Here is a 15,931-nt window from a genome sequence, read left to right on the forward strand (position 1 = left end):
TTAATGCACAATTCATGGATAATCCTTAAAAAAAATATAGCCTCTACCCGTTATAAAAAAAACTAGAAATCCAACGGCAGTTTTTAACGAATCATTAAAACGACCATATTCTAATTGTTTTAAAAATAGTAAATTAAAGAGGAAGTAAACATTTTTATCACTTTTTATAATTGCCATTTTTAGATATTTCTTATGCCTTCTTAATAAAAAAGTGTGGATTACCTCTTTATTTATATCCTTTCTTTTCTCTAATATTGCCAAATGTTTATCACGAGCCTTAAATTCAGAAATAAGCTCTAATTTGTTTAGTTTTCTTAACTCATTTGAAAATGAATCTTTATGAAGCCTATATTGAAATAAAATATCGTCCAAAAACACGATTTTAGGTTTTTCATATAACATTCGCAAATTAAAGTCCCAGTCATCCATATTCCTTATATTAATATCAAATAATTCATCCTGTTTTAAAAGAAAAGTTCGATTCCATAGGATCCCTCCTATATAGAACGTTATTTTGCCTGTGAAATAATCTTCAATTAGATTATGAGAAAAAACTTTGTTAGTGCTTATTCGTGTGTCAGTAAGAAAATCGAAACAGTCAGTTTTGGCTACTATTGCATCTGGATTTCCAATTGATGATTTTATAAGGAGACCTATGGCGTTTGAAAGCAATAAATCATCACTATCAAACCATTGTATAAAAGCACCCTTGCTTTTCTCAAAACCAAAGTTTCTACAACTATTGGGACCTTGTACTCTACTTTCGGGTCTTTGGTAATAAGAAAACCTACTATCCAGTTTAAGGTATTCCCCAATCACTCCCTCTGTATTATCAGTACTCCTATCATCCACAACAATACATTCCCAATTTTGGTAAGTCTGGGAAATTATGCTATCTAATGTCTCGCTAATTATGTGGGCGCGATTATAGGTAGGGATAATTATAGAAACTAACGGATTATTCATTTAGTTATTTAATTGAAGACGTGTTGCTTACCAAAAATTCTTATGCCATTAAAATTATTACTATTTCCTTTTTGTTGACACTAACCTTTTCGTTATCTTTAATAATTTCATAAAATGAAAAATAATTTTTTTCTGTAAAGCTGATTGTTCCAATTCAGTCAAAAGTTTGATGTTTTTAGAATTTAATCTCCTTTCTATATTTGAAAGGTAGATATAGTCATCATAGATTGAAACTGGCAATATTTCTTGTAAAACCTGCTTTCTTTCGTTTTTCATGGTTGTTTTGTTAATATTGCTTATACCACCCATGTCGAAGTAAGAAATATTAATGTCTGCATATTTTATATTGGCGTCATTCAATCCTAATGCTATCAAAAACCACTTCCAATCAGAAACAATCCTTATAGATTCATCATATTTTCCATGTTTGTCAAACAATCTTGTACTGATAAATGTGACCGGGTGATTCAACGTGCCTTTAAAAAAAGTATTTAAAGTAATCGGCTTGCCTTTGGGACCTTTATCCACATGAAGCTTTCCGTTGGAAAGTACTTTTATCATATTGCCATATAGTAAATCGCAACCTTCTAAGCTAGGTTTTATTCCTTTAATAACGTTTTCATCCGCCAACCAATCCCCACTATTCAAAAACAACAAATATTCCCCAGTAGCTTTATCAATCCCTTTGTTCATCGCATTATAAATACCAGTATCGGGTTCACTTACCCAATAAACCAGGGAATCCTGGCGCGTTTCTATATATTCCTTACTGCCATCATTGGAGCCACCATCTATTACTATATATTCAATGGTGCTGTAGGTCTGGCCTAAAACACTGGTCATGGTTTTTTTCAATCCCTCCAGATCGTTGTAGTTGATTGTAATTATAGAAATTAGCACGTTTCTTCTTAATTTAAAAAAGTTTCCCTATAAACCCTTCTGATTCCTTCTTCCAGTTCAATTTTATGTTCCCACCCCAAACTGTGTATTAATGAGACGTCCAATAATTTACGGGGAGTGCCATCTGGTTTGGCGGTCTTCCAATTAATTTCACCCGTAAAACCTACAATTTCTTTAATCAATAAAGCTAGTTCTTTTATGGAAATATCTTTTCCAGTGCCTATATTCACGGAAACATTGCCTTCATAGGTGTTCATCAAATGCAAACAGGCCTTCGCCAAATCGTCCACATGCAGGAACTCCCTCTTTGGCTCGCCTGTGCCCCACGCTCCCACCGAGGCATCCCCCTTTAGTTTTGCTTCGTGAAACTTCCGCAAAAGGGCGGGCAAAACGTGGGCACTTTCTAAATCGTAATTATCATTGGGCCCGTATAAGTTGGTGGGCATTACTGAAATAAAGTTGCAACCGTATTGTCTGTTGTAATTTTCACACATCTTTACTCCGGCTATTTTTGCAATAGCATAAGGTTCATTGGTTTCTTCCAAGGTTCCGGTAAGTAAAGAAGTCTCTTTTATGGGCTGGGGCGCAAATTTGGGATAGATGCAAGACGAAGCCAAAAACAACAGTTTTTGAACACCATGTATATAACTTTGATGTATCACATTGGTCTGTATCATCAAGTTATCATATAAAAACTCAGCTCTATAGGTATTGTTCGCCTCTATACCGCCCACTTTTGCAGCTGCAAGGAATACGTATTCGGGTTTTTCGGCTTCAAAAAAGGATTGCACTTGGGCTTGAACACGCAGATCGAGCTCAGTGGAGGTTTTTAGGACCAAATTGGTATAGCCCCTTTCCTGCAATTGTCTAACAATTGCCGACCCTACCATTCCCTTATGTCCGGCTATATATATCTTGGCACTTTTATCCATTTTGCAATTTTCGTAACTATTCGTGGTAGTCCAAGGTGTCATGGCCCGCTTCCCGCAAATACTTTTCTTTTCTAAACAGCTTTAAATCTGATTCCATCATTTCAGCAACCAAGGCCTCCAAGGTGTATTTTGGATTCCAGTTCAGCTTTTCCTTGCACTTGGTGGCATCGCCAATCAATAAGTCCACTTCGGTTGGGCGATGGTAGTTTGGATCTATCTTAACTACTTCCTTTCCTCTTGGCAATTGATATTCTGGAATGCTACAGGAAACCACTGTACCGATTTCCTTTTCCTTTTCGCCACTAAAATTTAGGGTCACCCCTACTTCCCCAAACGCCATTTGCACAAATTCACGTACTGAAGTGGTTTTCCCCGTGGCAATTACATAGTCATCGGGCTCATCCTGTTGCAGCATCAACCACATAGCCTCCACATAGTCTTTGGCATGACCCCAATCCCTTCTGGCGTTTAGGTTGCCAAGATACAAAGTGTCCTGCATTCCCAAAACAATCTTTGCCGTGGCACGGGTAATCTTTCGGGTTACAAATGTTTCGCCGCGTAAAGGAGATTCATGATTGAAGAGAATCCCGTTACAGGCAAAGATGTTATAGGCTTCCCTGTAATTTACCGTAATCCAATAGGCATACAATTTTGCCACACCATACGGGCTTCGCGGGTAAAAGGGGGTTTTCTCGGTCTGGGGCACTTGCTGTACCAGGCCATAAAGTTCCGACGTGGAGGCTTGGTATATTTTTGTCTTTTCCGTTAAGGCCAATAAACGCACTGCCTCCAATATTCTTAAAGTGCCCAGCCCATCCACATTGGCGGTATATTCCGGGGTATCAAAACTCACCTTTACGTGCGACATGGCCCCGAGGTTGTATATTTCATCGGGCTGTACTTCCTGAATAATACGCGTAAGGTTCATGGCATCGCTCAAATCGCCATAATGCAATTTAAAGCAGATGTCCTTTTCGTGGGGGTCTTGGTATAAATGATCTATTCTATCGGTGTTAAATGAGGAAGCCCTTCTCTTTATACCGTGCACCTCATAGCCTTTGGTCAATAACAATTCAGCCAAGTAAGCACCATCCTGTCCCGTGATTCCTGTTATTAAGGCTTTTTTCATTTGTTTATTTAGATATTGCTTCATAAACTTTTGAAATTTTGGAAGCTGCATTATTATTACTTATTTTTTCTGCCTGTACATTTAGCAAAGCTATATTTTCTTTTCTGTAATTTAAATCGAACCATATTTTATTGATTTTATCGGCAATATCAACAATATCCTTCGGATTAAAAACAAAACTTTCATCACCTATTGTTTCGGGCAAGGAAGTGACATTGGAGCACACCACTGGAATTCCCATTAAAATACTTTCCATAAGCGGAAAACTTCCTGCCTCATATAAGGTTGGTATTACTACTGCTCTACATTTATGGTACAGTTCAAACAAAACCTCATCTGAAACAATACCGAGAAATTTTACTTGTTTTGAGAGTTTTTCTGATTCTAAATATGGCAAAATATTTTTTACATAATGGTCATTCTGATGTCCCGTACAAACTAGATATATTTCAGGGTCATCTAAACATTTCATTGCTTCGAGCAAACGAAGATGATTCTTATGTGCCCAAGTGGCCGCTGGATAAAGTAAGAATTTATCAGGTAACAGATAAGCATCCAATAATCCAGTATCTCGAATTACTATTTTATCGAACCATAAATCTTTCATGTCCAATAAGACGGTAAAAACTTCATTTTCTGGCTTCTCAAAGTAATTGACTATATCTTGTTTTACATGTTTATAACTAACTATTACTGCATCCGCTCCATCGATGGCTCTTTTATAGTTTACAGCTCTGTAGGCTCTTTGGGCTGAAGTGAAAAATTCTGGGAAATGTAATTCTTGTACATCGTGCAAAGTAGTTATACTTTTTACATTTGGTTTTTTGACTAAAGATTGAAATGGGGTATGGATTATATCAATATCATGCTTTCTTACTATCACATCATATATATCTTCTTTTTTAAATCTTTTTTTTAGGCCAAGAACACGAAAAACTATATTTACTATTCTGAAAGCTAAAAGCTTCTTCTTTGAGTATGTAGGATTAGAAACTGATACTAAAGTAAAGTTTGAATTGGCATTTACAATTATTTTTACATCCTCATCTGGTTTATGACAAAAGATAAAAAAGTCATGCGGTAAATTTCCAGTTGCCAAAATATTCAATAAGGCTAATGAATATTGATACACCCCACCCTGGGTTTTACTCAGTTTGGGTATGTCTAATAGAATATTCACGCAATTTTTTTTACTGGATTACCAACATATACTCCAGGCTCCTTAATTGATTTAACTACAACTGCGTTTGCACCAATAGTAACGTCGCTACAAATTTCTATTTTATCTACTACAACAGCTCCCGCACCTATAAAACAATTGCTGCCAAGGGTGGCTCTTCCGCATATTATTGCTCCCACGGATATATGATTATGAGAGCCAATAACAACCTCGTGTTCAATGATAGCTCCTGTATTTATTATATTATTATCTCCAAAAATTACATTCGAATTACTAAATGTATTTGCGAAAAATAAATTTGACACACCCAGTATTACAGTGTTATCTATAAAACTCGTTGGATGGCATATGGTTTTCTTTAAAACATTTTTTCTGTATAACAAGAACAATTCTCTTCTTTTAATATTATCACCAACGGCGAGTACAATTTTACCTGTATAATTGTAACTTTCAATATCCCCTATTAATTTAACTGAATTGATTATCTCGATGTTGTTCTTATTAAAAGATTCGTCATAGATGCCAACAACTTTAATGTTACAAGCTTTCAGCAATGAAATAACTGACCTTGCCTGCCCTCCAGCTCCAATTAAATATAATTGTTCCATTTTAAAAGGTTTTAAGTGCTGTTGTAATTTGTAAAACATCTTCTCTATTCAGTTCAGGAAAACTTGGCAAATTCATACCACGCCTAGCCAATCTGTCCGCTACTTGATGTTTTTCGTACTTTTTGAAATATATCGGCATTGTGTGTATAGGATAAAACATAGGCCGTGTTTCTATTCCTTTATCAATTAAAAATTGTTTTAGGTCATCCCTATCCATTTCTTCAGGAAGTAGTATTGTATTCATCCAATATGAATGGAATACATCTCCAGATTCGCTGTGAAAAACAAAAGGAGTATCCTTCAAAAACTCTCTGTACCAATCTGCGATTTGCCGTTTTTTAGATAGTACACTGTCAATTTGTTCCAATTGGGCAACACCAATGGCCGCACAGATATTTGTCATTCTATAATTATATCCAACTGCATCATGCCAATACTCCCGATACTTGGCCAATCCCTGTCCCTTCAAATGGACAATCCTATCGTGAAGTGCACCATCATTGGTTAAGACCATACCGCCCTCACCAGTGGTTATTGTTTTATTTCCATAAAAACTAAAAGTAGCAACATCGCCAAAAGTCCCCACATGTTGTCCTTTGTATTTAGAGCCTATGGCTTCTGCGCAATCTTCAATAAGAAATAAATTATGATCATCACAAAGCTTTTTTAATGCTTCCATATTACAAGGATGCCCATAAAGATGGACTGCCATAACAGCTTTTGTCTTCGATGTGATTTTGCGCCTAACATCTTCGGGATCAATCTGCCAAGTATGCTCCAAAGAATCAACAAATACTGGTTTCGCATTAGTATAGGTTATTGAATTAACAGAGGCTATATAAGTTAATGTAGGCACTATTACTTCATCACCCTCTCCAATTCCTAATCCCAATAACGCTAAGTGTAAGGCTACTGTTCCATTGCTTACAGCTGTTCCATACTTAGTTCCGACAAAATTTGAAAATTGATCCTCAAATAGATTTACAAATTTACCTTTACTTGAAATCCAAGAAGAATCAAGACATTCATTGACATACTTTTTTTCATTCCCATTCAAACTGGGTTGATATACGGGATATTTAATAGCTACCATTATAGTTCTTCTATTTTATTAGTTCTAGTATTAAATACATCAAGTCCCTTTATTATATCTAAACGTTCACTACCTCTTAAATAGGTAAGTTTCCCTTCCTTATTTCTTGATTCCCTAAATTTGGATTCTACATAACCTTCTTCAGCTGTTAATGGCTTCAAGTCTTTCAAATGATTATTCTTTACAAAATAAGCATTATTTCCCGTGCTATTACTGCCAATAAAGGTGAAGCCTTTTTCTTTTGCCAAATCACATAAAGCCGCAATGGAAGCACCCGCATACAGATTGCTATAATGCGCATCAGTTCTAAAAAAATCTGACCTATAAGGTACAGTTATAGATCGATCACTACCAAACACACTGTTGTATTCAACAATCATAATAATGGGTTCAACAATATGTAAGGCTTTCCATATCCAATAATCATTACCGTCAATATCAATATGCAATAATCCAATTTCCCCCTTAAACCCTACTTCTTCAATTAAAGAGTTTATATTTTCTGATGTTATAAACGCAGATTTAGCTATCAAATCATATTTCCAATAAAAATCAGATTTTTTAATTTTATCCACATTAGTTGAACTTCCGTCCATTACCAAACCCGTCCAATTGTTATTCATTAGTAAATATCGAGTATTAGACTCTAAATAATTTTCTACACCAAACTCAATAAAAACCTTATTACCAATTTCTAAATAGTTAATTAGATATTGAATAATTCCATCATCGCCCCATTGAGAAAAAACTTTAAATTCAGTGTCTTGTATTGAAGAAATATTTTTTTTGCGTAAAATATTCTCTAACAAAATTTTTCCATTTTGAAGCATAGTGTTTTCTAATAAACTGTCAAATATGCCATTTTGCTTCTTAACTTTTTCAAGGGTATCAGTAACCCTATTATATCCTAATATTTTATTTTTTACCTTTTTTAACATATAACAATCGACCATTCTATATCTCAAACTAATTTTAGAGACTTCAATCCATTTTTAAGTAGAACTTTTAATTTTTTTAAAGCCTTTTGTGGAGTCTTTGATTGGGATTTTTTGCTTTTTTTAATCAAGCGCAACTCAAAGCTCTGTTTTACCAAAGCAACTAATTTATTGTTCAATGTTAGCGCTAATGGTTCAACTTTAATTTCATTGTTATTAATATTAATAATACTAAAAAAATTATCTGTTTTACAGTGGATTCCCGAGTTGTCAAAACCAATATTCCGAACCAAAGATTTATTTGGGAAAAGAAAAAAACCCTTGTTTAAGAACATAGAAGCATAAAAACGGATAGCCCAAGAATCGTTTTTAGATTTAATTTGGTCTTCCAGCATTTCATAATACGGATAATTACCGAAATTAATTTTACTTTTTAATTGATTGGCATCTATCGCGGTTTTTAATTGTCTCGAATCAAAATTTACTTTTTTCCATCGATCTGCCCAGGTAGCATAACTCCATGAACTTCCTATAGGCAAAAAATATGTCGGTTCTTCAATTTTAGTTATTGAGGGGTACGAGTATCCCGAAACCCCAAAAACCTGCGATTCATTCTCATACAGTTCCAGCGCATCATTCATAAACTTTAAAAAATAAGTTCCCGTAAGTATATCATCCTCCAAAACAATAACGCGCCCATGCTTTTCAATAACCTCAGTTACACCTTTGATTACGGATTCAGCCAAACCCAAGTTTTGGTCTCTTTCCTTAATTATTATTTCCTTGCACCAGTGCTTTTTCCTGATTACACCGCGGACCTCTTCTATTTTGGTTAGGTCCACGGGCGAAGCATCTTTTTTCGGGCCATCGCTAAAAATATACAAGACGCTTTGATCTGCCAATAGATTTATGGACAAAGCTTCCAATGTCTGTTCTGTGTGCCAAGGACGGTTGTAAACGAATAATATTATTGGGGCTAATTTCATTAACATCAATTATTAAATATCTAATACATTCGGATTTTTATAATAAACTGAAGTACATTTTTTATAAAATAAACCAGGGGATATTCCCCAAAAATCCAAGCTTTTAAATCCATCTTCTTTGAGCTTATCAATTCCTAATTGATAGGAAATTCTTTCGGAATCATCAAGAATTAATACACCATTATCCTTCAATGATTCTATTGAATTAATAATACAGTTGACTCTATCTCTTCCATCAACTATAATAACGTCGAATTTCAAGTCTTTCTTTTGGGAAGTAAGAGAATATTCTCCTCCATATTCTAATTCTACATTTTCTATCATAACATTTTTCGGAAGTGTTTGTGACACTTTATTAAACCAATCAATATCATGTTCAACTGTATAAACTTTTTTTACTTTTGAACTATAATATATCGTTGAATTTCCAGATCCATATTCGAATATAATCATATTCTTATTCAGTCGATTTTCTATAAAATCAATAAAGCTATACGTAACCCAAGGCAATGCTTTACTATCCAAATCTAATGGTGATTTTGTTTCCCAAGATTTCCACCAACCCTTATCATAAAGAAATCCATACCTCAAATGTTTCAGTGCTTCCTTTTCTGACGGTAATAATACGGTTGCTAGTATTTTATTTTTACTTACATATCTAACAGTATATTTTAATAAATGTTTCTTTACTAAATATTTAAACTTTTTCATAAAGAGAAAAATTAATAAAATTCATGCTTTACTAAAATATGCCCCTGATTTACCGGAATAACACGTCCTGTATTGAAGAAATCTCCATTCTCTACTTCAAATGAGCCCGCATTCATAACCCAATCGGAAACACTTCCATCTTGACTCGCAAAGAGTGTGAAATAGTAATGTCCAGACTGAAAAGGATTTGTGGGGACAAAAATTTTTATCAATTTGGTTTCGTGAGAATCAAAACTAATTAGTTGATTTGTTAAGTCATTACTGTATATGGTAATTCGTCTTGCTTGGTCATCATCTATACCAACAGAAATTCTGATGTTATGAACGTGACTCTTAGAAGTATTTTCAATTTTTAAAACCATAATATAAGCAATTCCAGATGGAATTATGTGGATCCTTTCACAGTCAAAATTTTCAAACCAATAATCCAGAAATTTTAAGCTTCCGTCTCCTTTTCTATCCGTTCTCAATGATAGTTCCTGAGCGACTTCTTCATTTCTGAATTTTTTTAGATAATAACTAATTACGTTTTCAGTATCTCCTATAACATCAACAACACCATTATTCAAAAGCATAACACGTGTGCATAGGTTTTGGATCGAAGCCATATTATGGCTTACAAACAAAACGGTTCTTCCGTTACCTGTTGATATATCTTTCATCTTGTCTATCGCCTTCTTCTGAAACTCGGCATCACCTACCGCCAGCACCTCATCAACCACCAAAATATCCGGCTCCAAATGCGCGGCAACGGCAAAGGCCAAACGCACGGTCATTCCACTGCTATAACGCTTTGTTGGGGTATCTATATACATTTCGCAACCCGAAAATTCCACAATCTCATCGAGTTTGGCGGTTATTTCGGCGCGTGTCATTCCCAGAATGGCTCCGTTTAAATAAATATTTTCCCGTCCCGTAAGCTCGGGATGAAAACCCGTCCCCACTTCCAGTAAACTGGCTATTCGTCCTTTAGTTTTAATTACGCCCGTAGTAGGGCTCGTAACTCTTGAAAGAATTTTAAGCAAAGTAGATTTCCCCGCCCCGTTTTTACCGATAATACCGAGTACTTCTCCTTCCTGCACTTCAAAATTGATATCGCGTAGCGCCCATACGTATTCTTCCTTGCCCTTACTGCTCCGGTCGTTTACCGCCCCCACTTTTAAATAAGGATCTTCCTTGCCACGTATCTTATGCCAAAAACGATTGAAATCATGCTTAATAGTTCCGGTACCTACTTGCCCCAGGCGATACTGTTTGCTAATATTTTCAGCCTTTAGAATAATATTTTTCATTATACCGTATCAATAAATGATTTTTCCGTTCTATTGAAAATTACCAAACCTAATAAAAACAGCGCTATGCTAATAATTAAAACATAGAAAAATCCTATCCAACTAAAACTACCCGTATCCAGAAGCATGTATCGAAAACCTTCTATAGTTTGGGTTAGAGGATTATATGCCACTAAATCTGCGGCATAGTCCGGCAGCTTTTTTCTCGCCTCGGAAAGCGGGTAAGGCACGGCAGAAACGTACATTAATAAAGAAACCGCAAAACCCACCAAGACATTTAAATCTCGATACTTGGTGGTCATGGAACTGATGGTCATTCCAAGACCGAGCCCCAGCAAAGCCATCATTACAATATAAACAGGAAAAAGAAGTAAATGCAAGTTTGGACTTAATTGAAACCCCTGTAATAAATAATAACAATAAAAAATAATAAATATCAATAATTGGATTCCAAATTTCATCAGGTTGCTAATGGTAACCGACATAGGCATAATGACCCTTGGAAAATACACCTTTCCAAAAATTCCTGCATTGCTCCTAAATGTATTGGAAGTTCCCGTGAAACAGGCCGTAAAGTAATTCCAAGCCGTAATCCCGGCAAGGTTAAAAAGAAATGGAGGTACACTACCCGTACTAATACTTCCCAAATTGTTGAACACCAAGGTAAAGATAACCGAAGTAAAAAGAGGCTGGATAAAATACCACAAAGGTCCAAGAATAGTCTGCTTATAGACTGTTGTTATATCCCGTTTTACAAAGAGTATAAGCAGGTCGCGATAGCGCCACACTTCCTTTAGGTTAAGATCAAAAGCTTTCTTTTCAGACGAAATCTCGTAAAGCCAGGTATCGTTTTCTTGGGGAGTCAAATGTTAGGGTTTTGTTTGGGGGCTAATATAGGGATTTTGGGGGAGTTGGGATTTGTTAATTTGTTAATTCGGGATTGGTTGATTCGGGATTCGTTGATTCGGGATTCGGGATTCGTTGATTTGGGATTCGGGATTCGTTGATTTGGGATTCGGGGTTTCTTGTTTTTTGTTTCTGGTTTCAGGTTTCAGGTTCCAAGTTTCAGGTTTCAGGTTCCAAGTTTCAGGTTTCAGGTTCCAGGTTTCAGGTTCCAAGTTTCGGGTTTCAGGTTTCAGGGGGTTGGTGTGTAGGGTGATAGATTCGAGGCTTGAGGCATGGGGTATGAGGTATGAGGTATGAGGTGTAAGGTTTTCGTATTTCTACTTTCGTATTTCATATTTGGTTTTAGTGGTTTATAGTTTATTGTTTCGGGTTTTCTTGAATCTTGAATCTTGAATCTATCCCCCTTTAGGGGGCAGGGGGTCCGCTCGAATTTTGAAAGGTTTCAAGTATTCATATTTCCGATTTCGTATTTGCTTTGGGATTTAGAACCTGCCTGCCAGAGGCACGACAGGCAGGTTTGGGATTTGTTGATTCGCGATTCGTTGATTCGGGATTTGGGATTGGGGATATGGATCTTGTGCTTCGTTTTTCCTACTTCGTCGTTCTTACCCCTGTACTTCCCCTGTCAGGTCGCGTGAATTTAAGGAAGCGACAGCGAGCTTAAATTTGTATCGAAACCCTAACTAGATAATTTATACTATGTTTGAGGATATTTTAGAAACCCAAATGCCCCGTAATATTAAAATAAGTTTTAAATTTGAAAATAAGCTAGCCTTTAGCGTATAGCCTAAAGCTTAAAGCCAATAAAAATGGATCAAAAAATACACCAAGGCCGCAACGTAAAACGTTTTCGTGAAATGCTGGGCATTAAGCAGGAAGCCTTGGCCTATGAACTTGGGGAGGACTGGAACCAAAAGAAAATATCATTACTGGAACAGAAGGAAACTATTGATACGCCCCTCTTGGAACAGATCTCTGAGGTGCTGCACATTCCCGCGGAGGCGTTTAAAAATTTTGATGAGGAACAGGCGGTGAACTTTATTTCCAACTCCTTCGATAATGGCGCTATTGGTTATCAAAAGAATGATGGCTGCACATTTCATCCAATCGAAAAGATAATTCAACTTCATGAAGAAAAAATCGCCCTTTACGAACGTATGCTAAAGGAAAAGGATGAGATGATGGCACGTTTGGAAAAATTGCTTAATAAGCAATAAGTGTTATGCGTGAGAAGTGAGACGGACCCCTGACCACTGAACACTGAACACTCTTTAACGCCTAAGGCCTACAGCTTATAACCTATAGTTTTTAAAAAGTACCCCAGAGCATAGAAGTTAGCTAATGTATGGTTCGAAGTGAGCCCATGTATAGTTCGAAGTGAGCTAATGTATGGTTCAAGGGGGTTGAATGTATGGTTAATGCTACGTTTAAGCTACGTTAATGGTACGTTTAAGCTACCATACTCCTACTATCAAGCTACTTTTGGGGTTTTCGGTTGTCTGTTGTCGGTCTTGGGCTATCCATTAGCCCGTAATCGAGTGGTTAGATTGTTGAATTGTTTAATCGTTTAATCGGGATTGGGGAATCGTTGATTCGGGATTTGTTGATTCGGGATTCGTTAATTCGGGATTCGTTGATTTGGGATTCGGGATTCGGAATTTGGAATTTGGAATTTGGAATTTGCTAATATGACCCTGAATTTTCTAAATAAATTGTCAACTTCTCATAATCTGCAGTAAGGGGTTTGCGCCGCATTCAAGTTGGCGCCTTTGAACAGATTTGAGGGGAACAATATTAGTGTTCGTAATTTGTAGGCTCAATGTGAATAAGCACATGGCCTAAATTGGGAATTTCTTTGCGCAGATGATCCTTCAGCTTATGCGATAATTCATGGCCTTCCCGAACCGGAATCTCCCCATCCACAATCGCGTGCAGATCCACATGATATTCCATTCCTGCTTTTCTTATAAAACACTTCTCGGTTCCTTTTATCCCTTTCACCTTCATGGATTCTTCCCGTATCTCTTCCAAGAGATCGTCGTATATATGTTCGTCCATAATCTCTCCCAAGGCCGGTCTAAAGATAAGGTAGCTATTATAAAGAATAAAGCCCGAGGCCAGAAGTGCAGCCCAATCATCGGCCGTTTCATAGCCTTTTCCAAAAATTAAGGCGATTGAAATGCCCAGAAAGGCCATAACGGAAGTAATAGCATCGCTTCTGTGGTGCCAGGCATCTGCCTTTAAAGAGGAGCTGTTGGTAAGTTTGCTCTTGTTCAGTACATATCGGTAAGAGCCTTCCTTCCACAAAATGATAAGTCCGAGTACAATAAGGGTCCAAGTTTCCGGAATTTTGTGTGGGGTTTGGATGTTAATAATACTTTCATAGGCGATTACAGTAGCTGAAGTAACCAAAAAAGCTACAACCACAAAGGTAATCAGGGGCTCTATGCGGGAATGACCGTAGGGATGGTTATCGTCTGGAGGGCGCTGGGCATATTTGATACCGAAAAGTACAAACAAAGAGGAAAATACATCGGTGGTAGATTCAATGCCATCTGCTATCAATGCATAGGAATTGCCCAAGAAGCCTGAGACCAATTTAATTGCTGCCAATAGAATATTGCCCACTATACTGAAATAGGATGCCTTAATTGCCGCTTTGACTGTTGCAGACTCCACTGCTATTTATTTAACAAATTCAGCACAATCTGCTGAAGGTTTATAAGTACCCGCACCCTGTTGATAGACCAAACTTGCCCCAAGGTGACCAGTATAGATTAAGCCTCCCAGAGCCGCGGTAAGTAAAATAAGCACAACAACTTTTATAAATTTTGGAAAAGTACTTGGGGAAAAAAGTTTAACCATAATTAAACCCAAAGCGCCCGAATAAGCAAAGAGGGTGGCATATGCCCACCATGAATGCTCCTGCAGCACTTTTGGATCACATATTTTTCTTACCTCAACCGAATACGCAATTTCCCCCGTATAGATAGCTGCCCAACCGGATATAACCCCAATGGCCAATAGTACCATAACGAGTTTTCCGAGAAACAAACGATGGGTGGAACTACATACCCCATAAACCATGGCCGTAAGAGAGGCCAAAAACAAGGTAGCTATGGGTAAGTGTACCGATAGTGCATGCCAAACTTCCTCTCTCCAGATAGAGGGAATTTCCGGAGCCAATAACATCATCAGTAATTAATCCAGTATCTTGACCGATACGGGAACGTTTTTATTTCCTTCCTTGGTTACGGTAACCTCTACTTTTCCATTTTCTTTTAAGGATTCAAAATTAGTAGTTTGGCCATCGGAAGTCATTAGTTGAGTTGCGTCAGTGAAATAAAGCTCAATAAGTTTATCGTCTGCCGTTCTAACATAGATTTCCTTTTCACCCGGCTCTACTTCTTCTGCTACACCTTGGTAGGTTCCTGATTCAACAACATCAGTGTTTTTGTTTTCTCCGCAAGATGTAAATAAGAAGGTTAATCCAAGGAAAAGGCCTAAAATAAGTTTTTTCATAATGTAATACTTTTGGTTTTTTTCAAAAATAAACATAAGAAGTGGAAGGCGTAGGAGATTTATAGTAAAATTAAGATATTTTGGAGAGGGATACGGGATGCGGAGATCCCTTTGTTGAAACAAATCTTGATACATTCGTCTCCTGTCTCGGCGAACACACAAACTGAAGATATAAGCAAAGGTAGGGTGAGGGATTAGATTGTGGAATCGGTTAATGGGGATCTGCCTGCCAGAGGCACGACAGGCAGGTTTGGGATTCGTTGATTTGGGATTCGGGATTCGTTGATTCGGGATTTGGGGTTTCTTGTTTTTTGTTTCTGGTTTCAAGTTTCAGGTTCCAAGTTTCAGGTTTCAGGTTTCAAGTTTCAGGTTTCAGGTTTCAGATTTCAGGTTTCAGGTTTCAGGTTCCAAGTTTCAGGTTTCAGGTTCCAAGTTTCAGGTTCCAGGTTTCAGATTTCAGGTTTCAGGTTCCAAGTTTCAGGTTTCAGGTTTCAGGTGGTTGGTGGTGGGTGATAGATTCGAGGCTTGAGGTATGAGGTATGAGGTATGAGGTGTAAGGTTTTCGTATTTCTACTTTCGTATTTTATGTTTGGTTTTAGTGGTTTATAGTTTATTGTTTCGGGTTTTCTTGAATCTTAAATCTTGAATCTATCCCCCTTTAGGGGGCAGGGGGACTGCTTGTGGGGTTAGGGGTTACAAGTTACAAGTTTCAAGTTTCAGGTTACAGGTTTTTAAACTATATCCTGGGAATCTTAAAACTAAGTATATTCC

At 37.0% G+C, this 15,931-nt stretch carries 16 protein-coding genes; 1 reads left to right on the forward strand and 15 read right to left on the reverse strand.

Going from position 1 to position 15,931, the window contains the following annotated elements:
* Positions 1 to 12: 12 nt before the first annotated feature.
* From MB09_RS15470 to MB09_RS09030, 12 genes are read right to left on the reverse strand one after another with little or no spacing between them, the layout of a single operon-like run.
* The gene (locus MB09_RS15470; protein ID WP_052671334.1) at positions 13 to 966 is read right to left on the reverse strand and encodes a glycosyltransferase family 2 protein; all 954 of its coding nucleotides are present in this window, start codon (positions 964 to 966) and stop codon (positions 13 to 15) included.
* Positions 967 to 1,026: 60 nt separating this feature from the next.
* A complete protein-coding gene (locus tag MB09_RS08980; RefSeq protein WP_045080582.1) occupies positions 1,027 to 1,866 on the reverse strand; it encodes a glycosyltransferase family 2 protein in 840 nt (279 codons plus the stop codon).
* An 8-nt stretch (positions 1,867 to 1,874) separates the two neighbouring features.
* Positions 1,875 to 2,798, reverse strand: coding sequence for a GDP-L-fucose synthase family protein (locus tag MB09_RS08985; protein ID WP_045080800.1), 924 nt, complete (start codon positions 2,796 to 2,798; stop codon positions 1,875 to 1,877).
* Between the two features lie 16 nt (positions 2,799 to 2,814).
* Complete coding sequence (gene gmd, locus MB09_RS08990) at positions 2,815 to 3,927, reverse strand: GDP-mannose 4,6-dehydratase (protein WP_045080801.1); 1,113 nt, start codon at positions 3,925 to 3,927, stop codon at positions 2,815 to 2,817.
* A gap of 4 nt (positions 3,928 to 3,931) precedes the next feature.
* Complete coding sequence (locus tag MB09_RS08995; protein ID WP_052671335.1) at positions 3,932 to 5,107, reverse strand: glycosyltransferase family 4 protein; 1,176 nt, start codon at positions 5,105 to 5,107, stop codon at positions 3,932 to 3,934.
* Entirely contained in the window at positions 5,104 to 5,715 is a 612-nt protein-coding gene (locus MB09_RS15475; protein ID WP_165586690.1) for a NeuD/PglB/VioB family sugar acetyltransferase, read from the reverse strand. Before MB09_RS15475 ends, MB09_RS08995 begins: the two co-directional genes overlap by 4 nt.
* Position 5,716: 1 nt before the next feature.
* On the reverse strand, positions 5,717 to 6,808 hold the full coding sequence (locus MB09_RS09005; RefSeq protein WP_084709070.1) for a DegT/DnrJ/EryC1/StrS family aminotransferase: 1,092 nt from the start codon (positions 6,806 to 6,808) through the stop codon (positions 5,717 to 5,719).
* Positions 6,808 to 7,746, reverse strand: a complete 939-nt coding sequence (locus tag MB09_RS09010; protein ID WP_084709071.1) for an NADH dehydrogenase — start codon at positions 7,744 to 7,746, stop codon at positions 6,808 to 6,810. Before MB09_RS09010 ends, MB09_RS09005 begins: the two co-directional genes overlap by 1 nt.
* Positions 7,747 to 7,769: 23 nt before the next feature.
* Positions 7,770 to 8,729, reverse strand: coding sequence for a hypothetical protein (locus MB09_RS09015; protein WP_045080583.1), 960 nt, complete (start codon positions 8,727 to 8,729; stop codon positions 7,770 to 7,772).
* 12 nt (positions 8,730 to 8,741) lie between these two features.
* Positions 8,742 to 9,440 (reverse strand): class I SAM-dependent methyltransferase, encoded by a 699-nt coding sequence (locus MB09_RS09020; RefSeq protein WP_052671337.1) that lies wholly within the window; start codon positions 9,438 to 9,440, stop codon positions 8,742 to 8,744.
* 11 nt (positions 9,441 to 9,451) lie between these two features.
* On the reverse strand, positions 9,452 to 10,732 hold the full coding sequence (locus MB09_RS09025; protein WP_045080584.1) for an ABC transporter ATP-binding protein: 1,281 nt from the start codon (positions 10,730 to 10,732) through the stop codon (positions 9,452 to 9,454).
* Positions 10,732 to 11,598: an ABC transporter permease gene (locus tag MB09_RS09030; RefSeq protein ID WP_045080585.1), complete on the reverse strand. Its 867-nt coding sequence runs from the start codon at positions 11,596 to 11,598 to the stop codon at positions 10,732 to 10,734. Before MB09_RS09030 ends, MB09_RS09025 begins: the two co-directional genes overlap by 1 nt.
* Positions 11,599 to 12,447: 849 nt before the next feature.
* On the opposite strand from MB09_RS09030, the gene MB09_RS09040 reads away from it, so the two are divergent.
* Positions 12,448 to 12,855, forward strand: a complete 408-nt coding sequence (locus MB09_RS09040) for a helix-turn-helix domain-containing protein (RefSeq protein WP_045080587.1) — start codon at positions 12,448 to 12,450, stop codon at positions 12,853 to 12,855.
* Between the two features lie 577 nt (positions 12,856 to 13,432).
* Here MB09_RS09040 and MB09_RS09045 read toward each other — a convergent pair.
* The 3 genes from MB09_RS09045 to MB09_RS09055 are packed head-to-tail and all read right to left on the reverse strand — an operon-like array spanning position 13,433 to position 15,160.
* Positions 13,433 to 14,317, reverse strand: a complete 885-nt coding sequence (locus MB09_RS09045) for a cation diffusion facilitator family transporter (RefSeq protein ID WP_045080588.1) — start codon at positions 14,315 to 14,317, stop codon at positions 13,433 to 13,435.
* Between the two features lie 6 nt (positions 14,318 to 14,323).
* Positions 14,324 to 14,833: a DUF2231 domain-containing protein gene (locus tag MB09_RS09050; protein WP_131459875.1), complete on the reverse strand. Its 510-nt coding sequence runs from the start codon at positions 14,831 to 14,833 to the stop codon at positions 14,324 to 14,326.
* A 6-nt stretch (positions 14,834 to 14,839) separates the two neighbouring features.
* Entirely contained in the window at positions 14,840 to 15,160 is a 321-nt protein-coding gene (locus MB09_RS09055; RefSeq protein WP_045080807.1) for a hypothetical protein, read from the reverse strand.
* Positions 15,161 to 15,931 lie beyond the last annotated feature (771 nt).

Origin of the sequence: Aequorivita vladivostokensis, assembly GCF_000952855.1 — a bacterium.
In the GTDB taxonomy this organism is placed as follows: domain Bacteria; phylum Bacteroidota; class Bacteroidia; order Flavobacteriales; family Flavobacteriaceae; genus Aequorivita; species Aequorivita vladivostokensis.